A 17,643-nucleotide genomic window follows, 5' to 3' on the forward strand; every position below is an offset into this window, starting at 1 on the left:
TCGCCGAAACCGCCGAATGCGTGTTCCGGCCTCGCGGGGTCTCGGTCAGAGGATCGCCAGCGGCGTGGGGGCATCCGGGGGTGGGAACTCCCGGTCCAGCTCGCGCACGTCCTCGTCGGTCAGCGCCAGGTCAAGGGCCGCCTTGTTCTGCTCGACGTGCTCAGGGGTGGCCGCCTTCGGGATCGCGCAGACGCCCGGCTGGTGCAGCACCCAGGCCAGTGCCACCTGCGCGGCCGTGACGCCGTGCCGTTCGGCGACGCGGCGGATCGTTCCGTTGCCGAGCAGCCTGCCCTGCTCGATCGGCGAGTACGCCATCACCGGGACGTCCCGGTCGCGGCACTCGGGCAGCAGGTCGTACTCGGGCCCCCTGCGGGAGAGGTTGTACAGGACCTGGTTGGTCACGACCCGGTTGCCGAGCTCCTCGCCCCACAGGTCCGCCAGGTCGGCGGGGTCGAAGTTGCTCACGCCGTAGTGCAGGATCTTGCCGTCCGAGCGGAGCCGCTCGAACGCCTCGAGTGTCTCCTCGAGCGGGACGTTGCCTCGCCAGTGCAGCAGGTACAGGTCGATCCGGTCGGTGCCGAGGCGGGTGAGACTGCGCTCGCACGCCTCGATCGCGCCACGCTTGCTCGCGTTGTGCGGGAAGACCTTGCTCACCAGGAAGGCCTCGTCGCGCCTGCCGTCGACGGCCTCCGCGATCACCTCCTCGGCCCCGCCGCTGCCGTACATCTCGGCGGTGTCGATCAGCCCGAGTCCCAGGTCCAGCCCGTGCCGCAGCGCACGCACCTCACCCGAGCGATGCTCGGCCCGTTCCCCCATCCCCCAGGTGCCCTGCCCCAGTGCGGGCAGTTGCGCGTCGTCCGTGAGTCGCAGGTACCGCATGCCGTGCTCCGTGTGGTCGATCGATGCGTACGCGGCGCTCCGCGTCGGTCACCGGGAACCCTAAACCCCGGGGCCGCGTACCCCGTTACTCCGCAGCTCACGAGCCGGAGACGTGGGACGACGTCAAGGCGTCCCGGATGCGGTCGACGATGCCGATTCCCGGATCGATGATCAGGTTGCTCGGCGGCTTGTCCGGCGCCCCCGGATGCGGATGGGTCGGTGCGCTGTCCTTGGCCAGTGCCATCTTGGCACCGAGCTGGTTGAGGTGATCGGCGCCGCACGCTGCCTCCAGCTGTGGCAGCATCCGCTCCCGCTCGGTGTCGAAACCCTGCCGGACGCGGTCGGCCAGCGACCCGAGCAACTGGTTGAAGCGCGTTTCCGAGGGCGAGGTGTGCTCAAGCTCCTTCATCGTCTCGTCCGCACGCGCGTGCTCGTCGAGCATCCGGTCGACGAGCACGGACCTGTCGGGGACCCGGTGGCGTACCTCGGGGTAGAGGTACTGCTCCTTGACGGTGATGTGCCGTACGAGCGTGGCGATGATGTGATCCACCAGCTGCCTGCGGTACTCCGGGCTGGCCATGTCCAGGTCGAGCTCGTCGAACATGCCCTCGATCTCGTGCTGCTCGTCGTGGATGGCCTGGATGAGTTCCTCGTCGCCGTTGGTCGTCGTCATCCTGCGCTCCGTTGTCTCCTGAGTGCTCGGTATTTCACCACCCGGGTACCCGTGTGACGGTCGCGACAATCCCGGCAGGGACGGCCCGCATGAGGTGTGATGACGGGGTCGTCGCGGGTAATCGCCACCCGGGGTCGACCCTCGTGTCCAGCGAGCACGGTGACTCCACAGAGGATCAACTTCGTGGCTGTCCGCCGGCGGGCCGATGTCGCCGCGCCCGGTGACGTCAGTGGAAAGGGGTGAGTCGCATGGCACACCTGCCGGTCGAGACGCCGACGACCGTCCCGATGCGGCGGTCGCCGGTGCGGTCGGTCGCGGCGGCGTTCGCGTGCCTGCTGGTCGTGCTCGGTGTGGCTGGGTTCGTTCCCGGGGTCACGACGGACCTGACGCAGCTGAGTGTGGCCGGCCCGGGCTCCGGAGCCATGCTGTTCGGCAGTATCCAGGTCTCGGTGCTGCACAATCTCGTGAACGCCGCCGCCGGTGTGTGGGGCCTGACCGCGATCGACAGGCCGATACCGGCCAGGTCGTTCCTGCTCGGGGCGGGGGTTGCCTACCTGGCACTGTGGTTGTACGGCATGTTCGTCGAGGAGCACTCCGTGGCGAACGTGCTGCCCGCCGATGCCGCCGGGACGATCCTGCACGCGGCCCTCGGGCTTGGCATGGTCATCACCGCTCTCCTGCTGGGCAGGGGGACCGGTATGGGGACGGGAAGCAACCTGATGGCCCGGTGACCGCCGAACATCGGTACCCGAGCGCAGCGGCGTGTGGTAGACAGACCGTACGGACTACTCGGCCGCTGGGGAGGGACCGTGCGTAGCGAGGACTGGGACGCGAAGTTCGCCGCGAGCGAGCCGCTCTTCTCGGATAGTCCCAACCAGTTCGTCGCGGCTGAGCTGGCGGACATGCCGCCGGGCACCGCGCTGGATGTGGCGGCGGGTCAGGGCCGCAACGCCGTCTGGTTGGCCGAGCAGGGGTGGCGAGTCACCGCCGTCGACTTCTCGCCGGTCGGGCTGTCCCGCGCGGAAGCGCTCGCCGCCGAGCGCGCGGTCGACCTGAACCTGGTGCGCGCGGACGTCACCAGCTGGCGACCCCCGGCCGCCGCCTTCGACCTGGTGCTGGTCGCGTACCTGCAGATCCCGCACGGCGAGCTGGTTCCTGTGCTGCGGGCCGCTGCGGGGGCGGTGGCCCCCGGCGGCTCCATGTTCGTCGTCGGCCACGACAGGGACAACCTCACGCACGGCACCGGCGGTCCCCAGGACGTGGGTGTGCTGTACACGGTCGACGTTGTGGCAGGTGCGCTGGACGCCCTGCGCGTGCACCGCGCCGAGCAGGTCACCCGCACCATCCCCACCGACGACGGCCACCGCACCGCCATCGACACCCTGGTCATGGCCACCACCCCATAGGGGGTGGGAGCCCAATGTCACGTTCGGCTCCTTAGAAGAACCCGGTGTCACCTTCGGCTCCTTCCCGCCGGTGTGGTGTGGGCCGGTGCGGGGCGGTACCCGGTGGAGCGGGCGCGCAGGGGAGTGCGAGTGTGTCTCCGGCAACGTCACGCCCGGCCGGTATCGCCCCGGCGGACGCGCAGTGTGATACTGCCGGTACGTCTGCGTGCTCACCCGCCGCGCGCCCGGATCCGTGTCGAAGGAGGACCACGTGGCACTCGAACAGCTCCCCGCTGGATCGCAGCGTGATCGCCGCGGCCGTGCTGACGGCGGTGGCGGGGACTCGTCCGGTGGCCTGTTCGGCATGGCAGGCAAGCTCGTCGGGCAGGCGGCACGGACCAGCTACGACCTGGCGAAACGGTTGCCGGGAGCGGAGACGGCCGAGCGCGAGCTGCACAAGCTCGAGCAGGTGGCACTGACCGAGCTGGGTAAGCGCCTGGACGATGTCACCGACCCCTACCTGGCCCCGCTGCGCAGGCCCGCCGCCGGCCACGGGGACGGCTACGGCACCGCCGGACCGGCGTCCGGGAGCGGATTCGGTGGCGCTGCCCTCCCGACGGGCTCGGAGGGCGAGCTCGAACCGCTCCGGGCGGCCATGGCCGAGCTGCTGAACCGGTCGATCGGCTACACCGAGGACGAGGCGCTGGAGTACCTGTACGCCATGGTGCTGCGGCAGCTCACGCCGGATGAGGCCCGTATGGTGTCCGCGCTGTCCGACGGGTCCCCGTTCCCCGTCGTGCACGTCGCGGAGCGCAGCGGTGTCAGCGGAACCGGCAACACCGTCCTGCGGAACATGTCGAGCCTGGGCAAGGCGGCCGGGGTCACGTTGCCCGAGCTCGTCCCGCACTACGTCACGCGGCTGTGCTCGCTCGATCTCGCCGAGCTCAGCGACGAGTCAACCACGTTGCAGACCCAGTACGAGATCCTGCTGGCCGAGGAAGAGGTCCGCACGGCGCTGGAAGCGACCAAGCGCCCGAAGGTGACGCGCAACACACTCCGCCTCTCGCGGTTCGGTGCGCGCTTCTGGCAGGCCTGTGACCCTACCGGCTGCCCGAACACGGTGGAGCGTCGCTGAAACGCTGCGCCTGCGCGAGTAGCAGAGTCCGGTGCATGATCGGTAGCGCTGCGTCGGCATCATCACACGGGTTTCACCATTACCGCAGGTAGCATGGCCCGGCCACGCGTTCGGAACGGCCGCCGGCGTGCGGTTCTGTTAGGTTGAGATCCGAGGTTTCCCGCTTCCCCGAGCCGTGGAGGAGGTCGATATTCGCCGGCGCGCCGGGCGGGAGCCACGAAAGTCAGGGTGCGTGCGTGGGGTGCACCCGTGTGTTGGATAGTGCGGTGACATGTCCGGGAACGTAGTAATCGAACAGCCGTCTGTAAGCGATGGCGCGGCCATGTGGCGCCTGGCACGAGATTCGGGGTCGCTCGACCTGAATCCCCCGTATACATACCTGCTCTGTTGTCACCAGTTTCACGATACGTCGATTGTTGCCCGTTTTGACGGGGAGGTCGTCGGTTTCCTGACGGGTTTCCGCGAGCAGCGCTCGCCGGAGACGGTATTCTTCTGGCAATTGGCCGTCGACGATTCGCAACGCGGAACCGGGCTCGCGCGAACGATGGTCGACACACTGACCACCAGGGTGGCCGAGCAGGGCGCCCGGTACATCACGCTGTCCGTCACGCCGGACAATCACGCCTCGAACGCGTTGTTCCGGTCGCTCGCCGAACGCTGGAACGTGCAGTTGACCACCAGTTGGTTGTTCGAGAAGGACGTTTTCCCGAGCGAGACCACGCACGAGCCGGAGCAGCACTTCCGCATCGGCCCGTTCCCCGGCCATCGGCGCGATGGGCGGCACGCGCCGCGCCACGGGACAATACCCACTGCCGCACAACGAAGAACAATGTATGGACCACATATAGGAGGATCGCCGACAGGCGACCGAACGGAGTAGTTGTGAGCATTTTCGAGAAGCTTGAATCGCAGGTGCGGAGTTACAGCCGCGGCTGGCCCGTGGTCTTCCACCGGGCGCAAGGCAGCTGGTTGTACACCGAGGACGACAAGCCCTACCTGGACTTCTTCGCCGGGGCGGGTGCCCTCAACTACGGGCACAACAACCCGGTGCTCAAGCAGGCGCTGCTGGACTACATCTCCTCGGACGGCGTGACGCACTCGCTGGACATGCACACCGTCGCCAAGCGCGACTTCCTGAACGCGCTCGACGAGGTCGTGTTCGGTCCGCGTGACCTGCACTACAAGGTGACGTTCCCTGGGCCGGGCGGCGCCAACGCCGTCGAGGCCGCGCTGAAACTGGCCAGGAAGGTGACCGGCAAGGAAGCGGTCATCAACTTCACCAACGCCTTCCACGGCATGACGCTCGGCGCGCTGTCGGTGACAGGCAACTCGATGAAGCGGGGCGGCGCCGGTATCCCGCTGGTGCACGCCACCCCCATGCCGTACGCCAGCTACTTCGGCGGTGCCTACCCGGACTTCCTGTACTTCGAGCGGCTGCTCGACGACTCCGGGAGCGGGTTGAACGAACCCGCCGCGGTGATCGTGGAGACCGTGCAGGGCGAGGGCGGCATCAACGCCGCGGAGCTGGACTGGCTGCGCAGTCTCGACGAGATCTGCAAGCGCCGCGAGATCCTGCTGATCGTCGACGACGTGCAGATGGGCTGCGGCCGGACCGGACCGTTCTTCAGCTTCGAGGACGCGGGGATCAAGCCGGACATGATCTGCCTGTCCAAGTCGATCGGCGGGTACGGGCTGCCGTTGGCGCTGACGCTGATCCGCCCGGACCTGGACGTGTGGGCCCCCGGCGAGCACAACGGCACGTTCCGCGGCATCAGCCCGGCCTTCGTCACAGCGGCCGAGGCGTTGCGTACTTTCTGGACCGACGACTCCCTGGAGAAGTCCACGAGGGCGAAGGGCGAGCGGGTCGGCGCGGTACTGACCGAGATCGCCGACGAGCACGCGGATCTGGGTCTGGTCGCCAAGGGGCGCGGGCTGGCGCGGGGGCTGGAGTTCCCGGACGGCGAGACCGCGGACAAGGTGTGTGCCGCCGCGTTCGAGCGCGGCCTGCTCATGGAGACCTCCGGACCCGACGGGGAGGTGGCCAAGCTCCTGCCCCCGTTGACGGTGACCGATGACGAGGTGGAGCACGGCCTCGGGATAATCAAGGAGTCGGTGGCCGCGACGCTGCGCTGAGCCAGCGGCCGCACTCCGGCCGCGCCTGCCGCGCGCGGTCGCACCGGTACGTCCCCAGGTGGCGACTACGACAGAAGGAGACCGAGAAGTGATCGTCCGCACCCTCGACGAGATCACCGACACCGAGGCCGACATCAAGACGCCGAACTGGCGCAGCAAGCGCATCGTGCTGGCCAAGGAGAAGGTCGGGTTCTCGTTGCACGAGACCACGCTCTACCCGGGAACGGTCAACGATTTTTGGTACGCTAACCATATCGAGGCCGTGTTGATTGTCGAGGGTGAGGGCGAACTCACCGACAAGGAAACCGGCGAGACCTACCAGTTGCGGCCGGGCTCGATGTACCTGCTGAACGAGCACGAGAAGCACCAGGTCCGCCCGACGACGCAGATGCGGGCGGTGTGCGTGTTCAACCCGCCGGTGACGGGTAAGGAGGTGCACGACGAGAACGGCGTGTACCCGCTCGTCGTCGAGGACGGCGAGGAAGAGGTCTCTGCCTGACCACAGCGCCCAGGCGCATAGAAGTACCCGGAAGCGGGTACACAACCGAATAGCGTTAGCACTCGCACCGCCCCGGCCGGCCTCAGCGCTGCCCGGGGCAGTGCACTTTCGTGGCCCGAACGAGGAAAGGAAGTACGTAATCTGAAGCGAGGAGGCTACTGGCATGATGCTCACGGGAACGCGAGTCGCGGACGCTTACCCGACCCGAACCGCCGGTGAGCGTGAACCGTTCGATCGGACCCATCCTGCCGTTTGGGGGACGGCGCAGGACGGTCCACTCGATGCCGCCACGTTGGCGTCGCACGAGTCCAAGGGGTTTTCCGTCGTCGATCAGCTGCTCTCCCCCGCGGAGGTGCAGGGTTACTGGCAGGAGCTGAGCCGGCTGTCGAACGACAAGGAGCTCGCCGGTGACGAGCGGGTGGTCACCGAGAAGAAGTCCGGGGAGGTCCGCTCGATCTTCGACGTGCACAGGCTGAGTGACCTCATCACCGACCTCGTGCACGACCCCCGGGTGCTCGACCGCGCCCGCCAGATCCTCGGCGACGACGTCTACGTCCACCAGTGCCGGGTCAACTACATGCCCGGTTTCGAAGGCACCGGCTTCTACTGGCACTCGGACTTCGAGACCTGGCACGCCGAGGACGGCATGCCGGCACCCCGCGCGGTGAGCTGCTCGATCGCGCTCACCGACAACTACCCGTTCAACGGGGGTCTGATGGTCATGCCCGGCTCGCACCGCGTCTTCGTGCCGTGCGTCGGCGAGACCCCGCGTGACCACTACCGGGACTCGTTGCGGGAGCAGGAGATCGGTGTGCCGAGCAAGCGTGAGATCACGAAGCTCGCGGCCGAGTACGGCATCGAGCAGTTCACCGGCCAGGCAGGGTCGGCCCTGTGGTTCGACTCGAACTTGATGCACGGCTCGGGCAACAACATCACCCCGTACCCGCGTTCGAACATCTTCATCGTGTTCAACAGCGTGACCAACGCTCTGGTCGAGCCGTTCGCCGCCGCGGAGTCGCGGCCGAACTTCATCGCGAACAGGGACTTCACTCCGCTGTTCCGCTGATGTCCACGCGCGGCCCTGCCGAGCGTATGTTTTGGGTCACGCGCGATGGAGCGAGTGACTAGGCTACCCGCCGTGGGGTGCCGAGGGCACTGATCCATCCCTCGGCACCCCACGACGGCGCGGCACCAACCCCGCTCACCAGCGCGGGTACAGGAGGCGGACGTGGGCACCAGGGCCAGGGCGGCGGACAACGGAGTGCCCGCCCCGCGGGTGCGGGCAGGTGGCCGGTCGGCACGGGTGGGGGAACGTGCCGACCGGCTCTCGCGCCTCGCTGCGGCTGCCCGGTCGGCGGCATCGCCCGCTGCCCCCAGCGACAGGCTCCGGCGACAGGCTCCGGCGGCCCCGTCAGTCCCCGCGGTGCGCCTCGACCGGGTCGCCGCCGGTTTCGGTGTCCTCCGCGGCCGGTGCGCGCGCATGACCGTTCGGCGGCACCGTCCGGATCTGCTCGTCGGGCTCGACGGGCGTGAGCTCGGGACGTTTGGGCAGCACCCCGTCGCCGAGGGACTCCCTGCGGATACGCCTGCCGATCCACGGCAGCACGTAGGCCCGCGTCCACTCGATGTCGGAGCGGCGCTGGGAGATCCAGTTGTTCTTCTCGGCCTCGCGTTCCTCGTCGGCGCTGCCCAGCGGCTTGCGCCAGTCCTCCTCGGTGGGGAGGCCGAGGGTCTCGGCGGTGCGCAGGGCGATGCGCCGGTGCGCCTCTGGTGTGAAGTGCAGCCGGTCCTCGCTCCAGGCGCGCGGGTCGCGCAGCACGTCCATCGCCCACAGGTCCACGACACTCGCCCCGTGCCGCTCGGCGATGGCGCGGATGTCGGCGTTGTAGATGGCGATCTTGCCACGCAGCCGGTTCATCACCGACATCTGCTTGGTGTCCGGGCCTGCGAAGAGCAGCACGTCGATACCCGCCGCGCGCAGCTGCGCGACCATGTCGTCGAAGCGGGCCGCGACGTCGTCGACATCGACGCCGGGTAGCAGGATGTCGTTGCCACCCGCGCACACCGTGACGAAGTCGGGTCGCAGCTCGAGAGCGACAGGGAGCTGCGTCTCGATGATCACGTCGAGGCGCTTGCCGCGCACCGCGATGTTGGCGTACTTGAAGTCCGGTTTGTCCTCGGCGAGCATGGCGGCGAGCCGGTCGGCCCAACCAAGGAAGGAGCCGTCGGGCAACTGGTCATTGAGGCCTTCGGTGAAGCTGTCGCCGAGCGCGATATAGCTGTTGAACGAATGCACTACTCACTCCCTTCCGCTGCATCGTGAACAACAGTGCCGTTGCCCCCGGGCACGCGCCGCGCACGATAGTGTTGCCGATCCCCCATGCCTGAGCCGTGCGCCACCGGCGTGCCGGAAGGCAGCGCGGCGCGTGCCGGTGCGGGCCCGTCTTTCCAGCGTACCCCCAGTATGCACGGCAGGTTAGGCTTACCTGTATGGAGCGCATGCGGCAGGGTGGGAACGTGCAGCATACCCCGTCGGCCACTGTGGAGCATGAATCGCTGGCCGGGCTGCTCGGCGGGCGTCGCGGCGCGGTGGACGCCAGCCTGCCCCCGCTGACCTTCGTCCTGGCCTGGCTCGTCTCCGGGCACTCGGTCGTATGGGGTGCAGGCGCGGCGATCGCAGTCAGCACGGTCATCGGGGTGTTCCGGCTACTCAGAGGGCAGAAGGCGCGGGCGGTGGTACTGAGCCTGGCCGCTGTGGTCGTCGCGTCGGCGATCGCGCTCTACACCGGTCGTGCGCAGGACTTCTTCCTGCTGCAGCTGTTCGCCAACATGGCGAGTGCCCTGGTGTGGGCGGGCAGCATCGTGCTGCGCTGGCCGATGCTGGGCGTGGTGCTCGGCGCCGTGCTCGGCCAGCGCACGCGGTGGCGCCGCGACCCGGACCTGCTGCGGGCGCACTCCCTGGCGAGCTGGGTGTGGGTCGGGCAGTACACCGTGCGCGTCGTGGTCTTCGGCGCGCTGTGGGCGACGGGACATGTTGTCTCGCTCGGGGTGGCGCGGGCCGTACTGACCTGGCCACTGGTGGCACTGTGCCTCGCGGTGAGCGGCTGGGTGCTCCATCGCGCGCTGCCGGACGACCACCCGGGCATCCGGCACCCGCGGCCCGCGCAGCGTGCCGAGGACTGACCTCCGGGCCGTCACCGCCCCTCGGGCACCCAGTTGCCGTGGAAGCCGTGCGGCACCCGGGCCGGCAGGTGGATGCTCGCGACGGTGTCCAGGCTGCCGGCGTCGAGCAACACCAGGTCGCTCGTGTCGTTCGGTGCGTCGTAGACGAATCCCATGAGCACCCCGTCGTCCTCGGCCGCTTCCGGGCTGTGGGGCTCGAAGACGAACTCGGCCGGTTGGCGCCCCGCGCCGAAGGAGCGGTGCCGTACCTCGCCGGTGGCCAGGTTGTGCTTGAGCACGGCCCCGCCGGGGTCCAACCGGGCACCGGTGGTGATCGAGTAGCCGTAGCGGTGCTTGCGACCGACCAGCCGCTCGTCGAGCCGGGGAACTCCTGCCCACGATCGTCCAGCCGGTCCTCGCGCACCGTCCCCGCGGCGAGGTCCACGGTCCAGCGGTCGAGGGTGGGGGTGCCCTCGTTCGGTCCGCGCAGGTCGGTGTCGAACATCTTGGGATGGCGCACCACGTCCAGCACGACGGTGTTGCCGTCGTCGTAGGCGTTGAGCGGGTGGAACACGTAGCAGGGGTGCACGTCGAACCACCGCACGTCACGCGCGTCGCCGTCGCGCGGCAGCACGCCGACGCGCGCCGGGTAGCGCGGGTTCCAGCGGTAGGGCAGGGCGGAGTTGGGGCGCAGCCTGCGGCCGACCATGGCGGTGATGGGGTCGGGTACACGTACCCGGCCGACCAGGGCGGAGAGCACCAGCCGTGCCGGCCCGCGCAGGCCGGGCGGTACCGTGGCCGCGGCCGCCTGCCGGGCGTCGAAGGTGACGGGTAGGTCGTAGAGCACCACGTACTTCTCGGTGAGCGAGAAGTCGTGCATCATCGGTGAACCAGTGACCTGGATGTCCACCGTGCGATGTGCCCGGCCGTCGGTGCCGATCACCGAGTACCGCACCGTGTTGCCCCAGCCGAAGAAGTACGACACCGCGTGCAGCTCACCGGTGTCCGGGTCGCGCTTGGGGTGGGCCGTGTAGCCGCCGGGCAGCGTGCCGTCGAAGTCGCACGGGCCCACCGTGTCGAGCTCGTGGGTGAGCTCGTGGTTCGCCACCCCGCCCTCGATGAGCGCGAGCGTGCGGCCGGCGTGCCCGAGCACGTTCGTGTTGGCCCCCACGTTCTGGAAACCAGCGGGGTGTTCACGGCCACCGTGCCGCTCACCGAGCCGCTCGGCCACGTGTGGTGTGCGTACCCAGCGATTGCGATACCACTCCGCCTTGCCGTCCCGTATCCGGACGCCGTGCACCATGCCGTCGCCCATGAACCAGTGATACGTGTCCGGGTCGATCTCCGAGACCGGGTTGGGGCCGTTGCGGAGGAACCTGCCGTCCAGGTGCTCCGGGATCGACCCGGTGACCGGCAGGTCGGTGATCGTGTGCTCGTGGCGCACAGGGGCGAAGTTCCCGGCGACGTATGGTGCGTCCATCGCGCTCTCGCCTTCGGCATAACGTTGTTATGAGTACCGTACGGGGTCGTGTATAACACCGTTATGAATGAATGGCAATGCCCCCGGACGATGTGAGGGGCTTCCGGTCAGCTCGAAACCGTGGTGTCCCCGGTCATGGACGCGGGCGGCTGGACACGCCGCCGGGTGTCGCGCGGGCGCACGTCACGGCGGCCCGTCATCCCGCGCACACGATCTCCGCGAGCAGGTCCGCGTCGATGTTGCCGCCGGAGACCACGGCCACCGTGCGCCCGGGTGGAAGCTCGTGATCGCGGTAGAGAGCCGCAGCCACCGCGACCGCCCCGCTCGGTTCGGCGACCAGCCGGGACCGCAGTGCCAGCGCGTGAACCGCATCCCGGATCTCCTGCTCGGTGACGGTCACGACCGCGTCGACGACCTCGGTCAGGTGCGCGAACGTCAGCTCGGAAGGCTGCGTGCGCAGGCCGTCCGCGACGGTGCGCGCCCGGAGTTCGCCCGGCCAGTCCACCCTGTGTCCCTCGCGCAGTCCCTGCGCGGTATCGCCCGCCAGCTCCGGCTCGACCGCCACCACGGCGGCGTGCGGTCGTAGCTGCCGGACAGCTGTGCCGACCCCGGAAGCGAGCCCGCCGCCGCCGACAGGGACGAGGACGACGTCGACGTCGCCGAGCTGCTCGACGATCTCGATGCCGACCGTGCCCTGGCCGGCGATCACGTCCGGATGGTCGAACGGCGGGACGATGTGCCTTCCGTGCTCCTCGGCGAGCCGCTGGGCCTCGCGCTCCCGGTCGGCCATGGCCACGGTGACGATCTCGGCGCCGTAAGCCGCCGTTGCGGTGACCTTGACCCGTGGCGCGGAGTCCTGCATGACGATGGTGGCGGGAACGCCGAACAGCCACGCGGCGCGCGCGACGGCCGAGGCGTGGTTCCCGCTGGAGTAGGTGACCACGCCCCGCGCGCGGTCGGCGTCGTCCAGTGCCGCGATCGCGTTGTAGGCCCCGCGGATCTTGAACGCGCCGGTGGGTTGCAGGCTCTCCGGTTTCAGCCACAGCGGCCTGCCGGTCGACCAGGGTTGCGCCAGTAGCGGCGTCCGGACGGCGGCCTCGCCTGTACGCTGGACAGCGGCCTCGATGTCGGCGATCGTCACTCGGTCCACCACGACATTGTCGCAGATATCAGAAATGTCCACTGTAGACAAAAACGTGGTAGCGGTCACCTCGGGCAACTAGTACGGCGTGACAGGCGTGGTGTAGTGCGGAAGGCGGAATGCCTTCCGTCCCCTGCGACACCATGAGCGGGTGTGATGAGCGAGCAGTCCTCGGAGAAGGCCGGGAAGAAGAGCGCCCTCCGGCCGGCGCAGGTCGGTGCCACGGCACTGGCATCGCTGACGGCCGCGTTCCTGGCGTCCACGCTCGGCGTCTACGGCACCATTGTCGGTGCGGGCATCTTCAGCTTCATGCTGACCATCGGCTCGGAGCTGTACCTGCGCTCGTTCGAGCGCACCAGGGAAGCCGCGAGGCGCGCGAAGAGCACGGCACGTGCCAGGAACGGCACCTCCGGGCTTGCCGGGGACGGCGAGACCGCCGGTGGCGGCGGCGCCACGGCCACGTTCCGGCTGCCGACCGGGCCGACCCCCGCCGAGGACGCTCCCACCGGCGAGCGCCTGCCCCCGCACGAGGCGACAGGCTTCACCGGCACGTTGGACGAGCGGGATCCCGGCTCCACAGCCGAGGAGGACGAGCTGGACGGGACCGCGCAGGAGGGGACGCGACGCTTCTCGCTGCGGCGCGTGCGCTGGCCCCTGGTTGTCGGGATGAGCTTCGCGGTGTTCCTGCTGGTGATGCTGGCCATCACGGGCATCGAACGGATCACCGGCAACGCCGTCTCCGGGCAGGGCGGCACCACCATCGGCACCGTGATCGGTGGGGACGACGGTGAGCGACCTGCGCCGTCCCCCAGGGATGACGACCAGGACGAGCAGGCGCCCGAGCCGACCTCGCCGGAGGAGACCGGAACTCCGGAACCGACCGAGCAGGAGGACTCCCCGCCTGCCGAGGAGGACGACGAGCCGGAGGAGCGCGACAGCGATCCCGTCGACGAGCAGGAGGGCGGCGCCCTCGAACTCCCCGGCGACCAGGGAGCCGCGGAACCGGACGAGCCGGCCGGCTGAGCGGGTGCGAGCCGAGGGACCTCTACGGTGCATATATGGCACCCGAGGAGCCCTCCGGCTCGCACCCCACCCGGGGTGTCAGCTGTCGCCGTCGCGCAGCATCGCGGACAGCTCGGCGGCTGCCGCACGCGGGTCGTCCGCCTCGGTGATGGCGCGCACGACCACGATGCGCTGCGCACCCGCCTCGAGGACCTCGGGCAGGCGCGCCCTGTCGATGCCCCCGATGGCGAACCACGGGCGCTGCGGCGCCGAGCCTGCCGTCGCGCGTACCAGGTCCAGCCCCGGAGCGGTCCTGCCTTCCTTGGTCGGCGTCGGCCAGCACGGGCCCGTACAGAAGTAGTCCACCCCCGCCTCCTGCTCCGCGGCCCTGGCCTGCGCGGTCGAGTGCGTCGAGCGCCCGATCGCGGGGGCCTGCCCGACGATCCGCCGCGCCAGCGAGACCGGGATGTCGTCCTGACCGAGGTGCAGGATGTCCGCGCCCACCTCCAGCGCGATGTCGGCGCGGTCGTTCACCGCGAGCAACGCCCCGTGCCGCGCGCACGCCTCGGCGAGGACCTCCAGCGCGGCCAGCTCGGCAGCGGCCTCCAGCGGGACACCGTCCCGCTTGTCCCGTAGCTGGAGGATGTCCACCCCGCCGGCCAGGGCGGCGTCGGCGAACTCCGCGAGATCGCCGCGCTCGGTCCTGGCATCGGTGCACAGGTACAGGCGGGCGTCGGACAGGCGGTTCCGGATCTGGTCAGCGGTGCATCCGGGCATGGTCGTCACGGTACCGCCCGCGCCACCGTGCACGGTGGCTAACCGGGGCTACTCGCGATACCGTGGTAACCGTCCGCACGGGAGCCCATGGATGCAGATGCCGGGCTGAGAGGGAGCGACAGCTCCGACCGTGGAACCTGATCCGGGTCATACCGGCGCAGGGAGCGTGAGAGTTGATGACAAGCGACGGACGTGTGGCCGTGGTCGGTGGCGGCGTCATCGGGTTGTCCGTGGCATGGCGCCTGTCCACCGAGTACGCGGTGACACTTTTCGACCCCGTCCCCGCCCGTGGTGCCTCCTGGGTGGCAGGCGGCATGCTGGCGCCGGCGACCGAAGCCTGGCCCGGCGAGGAGTCCGCGCTTGAGCTCGGCGAGGAGTCGCTGCGCAGGTGGCCGGATTTCGCGGCCGAGCTGCGCCAGGAGGCGTCCGATCCCGGGCTGTCCACGGCGGGCACCGTGGTGGCCGCCGCGGATCGTGCCGACGCCGAGTATCTCGAGGTTCTCGCCGCGTACCTGCACGGCGTCGGGCGGCACGCCGAGATCGTGTCCGGCCGGACGCTGCGGACCATGGTTCCGGGACTGGCGACCTCGGTGCGGCGTGGCCTGTCCGTGCCGGGCGACCTCGCCGTGGACACCAGGAAGCTGCTCGGCTCGCTGCGTGCCGCCGCGACCCGCCGTGGCTGCCACATCGTGTGCGAGGAGGTCACCGAGGTCGCCGCGGACCGGGTGGTGACGGTGGTGCGGGAGCACACGGCCGACGCGGTCGTGCTCGCGGCGGGAGCCCGCAGCGCCCTGCTGCACTCGGAGCTGCGCGAGGCCGTTCGGCCCCTGAAGGGGGAGATCCTGCGGCTGCGCGCGCGCAGGACGAGCCTGCCCCCTCCGGACGTGACGGTGCGGGCGATGGTCGAGGGCAGGCCGATGTACCTGGTCCCGCGCGAGGGCGGCGAGCTCGTGCTCGGCGCCACCCAGTACGAGGCCGGGTACGACGAGACCGTCACCGCCGGTGGCGTGCGGGACCTGCTCGAACGCGCGGAGCAGGTGTTTCCGAGCGTGGTGGAGTACGAGCTCGTTGAGGCCGCGGCCGCGCTGCGCGCGGCGAGCTCCGACACCGTCCCGCTGATCGGCAGGCTGGACGACGGGGTGTACGTCGCCTCGGGACACCACCGCAACGGGCTGCTGCTCGCGCCGGTCACCGCCGACGCGGTGCTTGCCCAGCTCGGCGGTCATCCGTTGCCCGCGCACGTCGACGCGGCGCACCCGCGTCGCTACCTCGCCGGAAGGGAGTCAGCGTGATCTCTGTACTGGTCAACGCCGAGGAGCGGCGGATCAAGGAAGGTACGACCCTGGAGCGGCTGCTCACGGATCTGGGTAAGGCGCACTCCGGTATCGCCGTCGCGATGGACGGCGAGGTGGTGTCGCGGGCCGACTGGCCGAGCAAGGAGCTCGGCCAGGGCGCCCGGGTGGAGATCCTGACCGCGGTACAGGGTGGTTGAGCCGGCTGGATGCCGCGCGGCGGCCGAGGAGGTAGTGATGGTGGAGCAGCACGGGACGAACGGGTCGGAGGACCCGCTGGTCATCGCGGGGCACAAGCTGAGCTCGCGGCTGATCATGGGTACCGGTGGCAGCGGGAACCTCAGCGTGCTCGAACGGGCACTCGCGGCGTCGGGTACCGAGCTGACCACCGTGGCGATGCGCAGGGCCGATGCCGAGGGCGGCTCCGGTGTGCTCGACCTGCTGCGCCGCATGGACATCGAGCTGCTGCCGAACACGGCGGGGTGCCGCAGCGCGGCGGAGGCGGTGCTGACCGCGCGGCTGGCCAGGGAGGCACTCGGGACCAGCTGGGTGAAGCTGGAGGTGCACGCCGATGACCGCACCCTGCTGCCCGACCCGCACGAGACGCTCGATGCCGCCGAGCAGCTGGTCGGCGACGGCTTCACGGTGTTCGCCTACACCAACGACGACCCGGTGCTGGCGATGCGGCTCGAGGAGGCCGGCTGCGCCGCAGTCATGCCGCTCGGCTCCCCGATCGGTACCGGGCTCGGCATCCGCAACCCGCACAACATCGAGCTGATCGTCGCGCGAGCGGAGGTCCCGATCATCCTGGACGCGGGGATCGGCACCGCCTCGGACGCTGCGCTGGCGATGGAGCTGGGGTGCGACGCCGTCCTGCTGTCCTCCGCGGTCACCAGGGCCCAGGACCCCGAGCGGATGGCCGCGGCGATGCGCTCCGCCGTGCATGCGGGCAGGCTCGCCAGGCACGCGGGCCGCATCCCCCAACGCTTCTGGGCCGAGGCCTCCAGCCCACCCCGCTAGGAGGTGGGAGCCGAATGTCACGTTCGGCTCCTTAGAAGGAACCGCGGTCACCTTCGGCTCCCACCACCCGGTCAGGGATCCGGCGTTCGGGGTAGGCGCCCGATGTCACGTTCGGCTCCATAGAAGGCGCCCGATGTCACGTTCGGCTCCATAGAAGGCGCCCGATGTCACGTTCGGCTCCATAGAAGGAGCCAAATGTCACCTTCGGCTCCCACCACCTGCCGGCCGTCCCGGTGCCGCGGCAGGGTTCAGGTCTGGTGCCTGCGTAACGACTCGACCTCCTCGCGTAGCGCGCGTAGTTCCGCGAGGACACGCTCGTTGCCGTCGGCCTGCTGGGTGGCTTGCTGCTCGTCCTGGGCCCGGATATCGGCACGTACCTGGTCCTCCATCGCGCTGACCACCACGGCGATGAACAGGTTCAGCACCGCGAAGCTGGAGACCAGGATGTAGATGACGAAGAAGATCCACGCGGCGGGCGCCTCGGCCATGACGGCCCCTGCGACATCCGGCCAGCCCTCCCCGGTCATGACCTGGAACAGCGTGAACAGCGACCGCCCGAGATGCCCGAAGTACTCCGGGGCGATGTCGCGGAACAGCCTGGTGGTCATCACCGCGGCCACGAAGATGATCAGCGCGAGCAGGGCCGCGATGGATGCCATCCCCGGTACGGCAGCCAGCAGGCCGGTGACCACCCTGCGCATCGCGGGGACCGCGGAGATCAGCCGGAGCGCCCGCAGGATGCGCAGGGCGCGCAGCACGGCGAACGGTCCGGAAGCGGGGACGAGGGCGATGGTGACGATGACGAAGTCGAAGACGTTCCAGGGGTCACGGAAGAACCGCCGGCCGTAGACGGCGAGCTTGACGGACAGCTCGGCGACGAAGACGGACAGCGCGACGGTGTCCAGCGCGCGGAGCAGGGGCCCGTAGTCGGCCACGATCGACGGGGACGTCTCCAAGGCGAGCGTGACCGCGTTGACCACGATGACGGCGATGATGAACCGCTGGAAGTTGTGATGCTCCACGAGCCCGCGTACCCGCCCGCGCGTGATCACACCGCTCTCCCAG

18 protein-coding genes, 1 pseudogene and 1 riboswitch are annotated in these 17,643 nt (G+C 69.7%); of the genes and pseudogenes, 12 read left to right on the top strand and 7 right to left on the bottom strand.

The window, feature by feature from the left end; all coding sequences use genetic code 11:
- Positions 1-45: 45 nt before the first annotated feature.
- The gene (locus CHB84_RS10945; protein WP_089301465.1) at positions 46-879 is read right to left on the bottom strand and encodes an aldo/keto reductase; all 834 of its coding nucleotides are present in this window, start codon (positions 877-879) and stop codon (positions 46-48) included.
- Between the two features lie 97 nt (positions 880-976).
- Positions 977-1,552: a hemerythrin domain-containing protein gene (locus tag CHB84_RS10950; RefSeq protein ID WP_089301466.1), complete on the bottom strand. Its 576-nt coding sequence runs from the start codon at positions 1,550-1,552 to the stop codon at positions 977-979.
- A gap of 248 nt (positions 1,553-1,800) precedes the next feature.
- On the opposite strand from CHB84_RS10950, the gene CHB84_RS10955 reads away from it, so the two are divergent.
- The 7 genes from CHB84_RS10955 to thpD all read left to right on the top strand — a co-directional run bounded on the left by CHB84_RS10955 (position 1,801) and on the right by thpD (position 7,770).
- Positions 1,801-2,283: a DUF4383 domain-containing protein gene (locus CHB84_RS10955; protein WP_217898519.1), complete on the top strand. Its 483-nt coding sequence runs from the start codon at positions 1,801-1,803 to the stop codon at positions 2,281-2,283.
- 78 nt (positions 2,284-2,361) lie between these two features.
- Positions 2,362-2,958 (top strand): class I SAM-dependent methyltransferase, encoded by a 597-nt coding sequence (locus tag CHB84_RS10960; protein WP_089301467.1) that lies wholly within the window; start codon positions 2,362-2,364, stop codon positions 2,956-2,958.
- Positions 2,959-3,208: 250 nt separating this feature from the next.
- On the top strand, positions 3,209-4,072 hold the full coding sequence (locus tag CHB84_RS10965; RefSeq protein WP_245818680.1) for an Abi-alpha family protein: 864 nt from the start codon (positions 3,209-3,211) through the stop codon (positions 4,070-4,072).
- Positions 4,073-4,343: 271 nt separating this feature from the next.
- Complete coding sequence (gene ectA, locus CHB84_RS10970; RefSeq protein WP_089301468.1) at positions 4,344-4,952, top strand: diaminobutyrate acetyltransferase; 609 nt, start codon at positions 4,344-4,346, stop codon at positions 4,950-4,952.
- 2 nt (positions 4,953-4,954) lie between these two features.
- The gene (gene ectB / locus CHB84_RS10975; protein ID WP_089301469.1) at positions 4,955-6,205 is read left to right on the top strand and encodes a diaminobutyrate--2-oxoglutarate transaminase; all 1,251 of its coding nucleotides are present in this window, start codon (positions 4,955-4,957) and stop codon (positions 6,203-6,205) included.
- Positions 6,206-6,293: 88 nt separating this feature from the next.
- On the top strand, positions 6,294-6,704 hold the full coding sequence (locus tag CHB84_RS10980) for an ectoine synthase (protein WP_089301470.1): 411 nt from the start codon (positions 6,294-6,296) through the stop codon (positions 6,702-6,704).
- Between the two features lie 163 nt (positions 6,705-6,867).
- Positions 6,868-7,770, top strand: a complete 903-nt coding sequence (gene thpD, locus CHB84_RS10985) for an ectoine hydroxylase (RefSeq protein ID WP_089301471.1) — start codon at positions 6,868-6,870, stop codon at positions 7,768-7,770.
- Between the two features lie 345 nt (positions 7,771-8,115).
- Here the strand turns inward: thpD and CHB84_RS10990 are convergent, their stop codons facing one another.
- The gene (locus CHB84_RS10990; RefSeq protein WP_089301472.1) at positions 8,116-9,000 is read right to left on the bottom strand and encodes an SGNH/GDSL hydrolase family protein; all 885 of its coding nucleotides are present in this window, start codon (positions 8,998-9,000) and stop codon (positions 8,116-8,118) included.
- A 203-nt stretch (positions 9,001-9,203) separates the two neighbouring features.
- On the opposite strand from CHB84_RS10990, the gene CHB84_RS10995 reads away from it, so the two are divergent.
- A complete protein-coding gene (locus CHB84_RS10995) occupies positions 9,204-9,887 on the top strand; it encodes a DUF3159 domain-containing protein (protein ID WP_089301612.1) in 684 nt (227 codons plus the stop codon).
- Positions 9,888-9,898: 11 nt separating this feature from the next.
- Here CHB84_RS10995 and CHB84_RS11000 read toward each other — a convergent pair.
- Both CHB84_RS11000 and CHB84_RS11005 read right to left on the bottom strand, forming a co-directional pair.
- A pseudogene (locus CHB84_RS11000) lies at positions 9,899-11,346 on the bottom strand (carotenoid oxygenase family protein).
- A 196-nt stretch (positions 11,347-11,542) separates the two neighbouring features.
- Positions 11,543-12,496 (bottom strand): threonine ammonia-lyase, encoded by a 954-nt coding sequence (locus CHB84_RS11005; protein WP_089301613.1) that lies wholly within the window; start codon positions 12,494-12,496, stop codon positions 11,543-11,545.
- Positions 12,497-12,643: 147 nt separating this feature from the next.
- On the opposite strand from CHB84_RS11005, the gene CHB84_RS11010 reads away from it, so the two are divergent.
- Positions 12,644-13,510, top strand: a complete 867-nt coding sequence (locus tag CHB84_RS11010) for a hypothetical protein (protein WP_089301473.1) — start codon at positions 12,644-12,646, stop codon at positions 13,508-13,510.
- A gap of 78 nt (positions 13,511-13,588) precedes the next feature.
- Here CHB84_RS11010 and thiE read toward each other — a convergent pair whose 3' ends face one another.
- The gene (gene thiE, locus CHB84_RS11015) at positions 13,589-14,266 is read right to left on the bottom strand and encodes a thiamine phosphate synthase (protein WP_089301614.1); all 678 of its coding nucleotides are present in this window, start codon (positions 14,264-14,266) and stop codon (positions 13,589-13,591) included.
- Positions 14,267-14,333: 67 nt separating this feature from the next.
- Positions 14,334-14,447: riboswitch (TPP riboswitch) on the top strand.
- Between thiE and thiO the strand changes: the two genes are divergently transcribed.
- The 3 genes from thiO (at position 14,443) to thiG (ending at position 16,578) form a co-directional block, all read left to right on the top strand.
- Complete coding sequence (gene thiO / locus CHB84_RS11020; protein WP_089301474.1) at positions 14,443-15,558, top strand: glycine oxidase ThiO; 1,116 nt, start codon at positions 14,443-14,445, stop codon at positions 15,556-15,558. (Overlaps the previous riboswitch by 5 nt.)
- Positions 15,555-15,758 carry a sulfur carrier protein ThiS gene (gene thiS, locus CHB84_RS11025; RefSeq protein ID WP_425432299.1) on the top strand — a complete coding sequence of 68 codons (204 nt, stop codon included), beginning with the start codon at positions 15,555-15,557 and terminating at the stop codon, positions 15,756-15,758. The genes thiO and thiS overlap by 4 nt, the downstream gene beginning before the upstream one ends.
- A 37-nt stretch (positions 15,759-15,795) precedes the next feature.
- The gene (gene thiG / locus CHB84_RS11030; RefSeq protein ID WP_089301475.1) at positions 15,796-16,578 is read left to right on the top strand and encodes a thiazole synthase; all 783 of its coding nucleotides are present in this window, start codon (positions 15,796-15,798) and stop codon (positions 16,576-16,578) included.
- Positions 16,579-16,826: 248 nt separating this feature from the next.
- Here the strand turns inward: thiG and CHB84_RS11035 are convergent, their stop codons facing one another.
- Positions 16,827-17,630 carry an ion transporter gene (locus CHB84_RS11035; RefSeq protein WP_089301616.1) on the bottom strand — a complete coding sequence of 268 codons (804 nt, stop codon included), beginning with the start codon at positions 17,628-17,630 and terminating at the stop codon, positions 16,827-16,829.
- Positions 17,631-17,643: the final 13 nt, after the last annotated feature.

Source organism: Haloechinothrix alba, from assembly GCF_900188115.1.
Taxonomy (GTDB): Bacteria; Actinomycetota; Actinomycetes; order Mycobacteriales; family Pseudonocardiaceae; genus Haloechinothrix; species Haloechinothrix alba.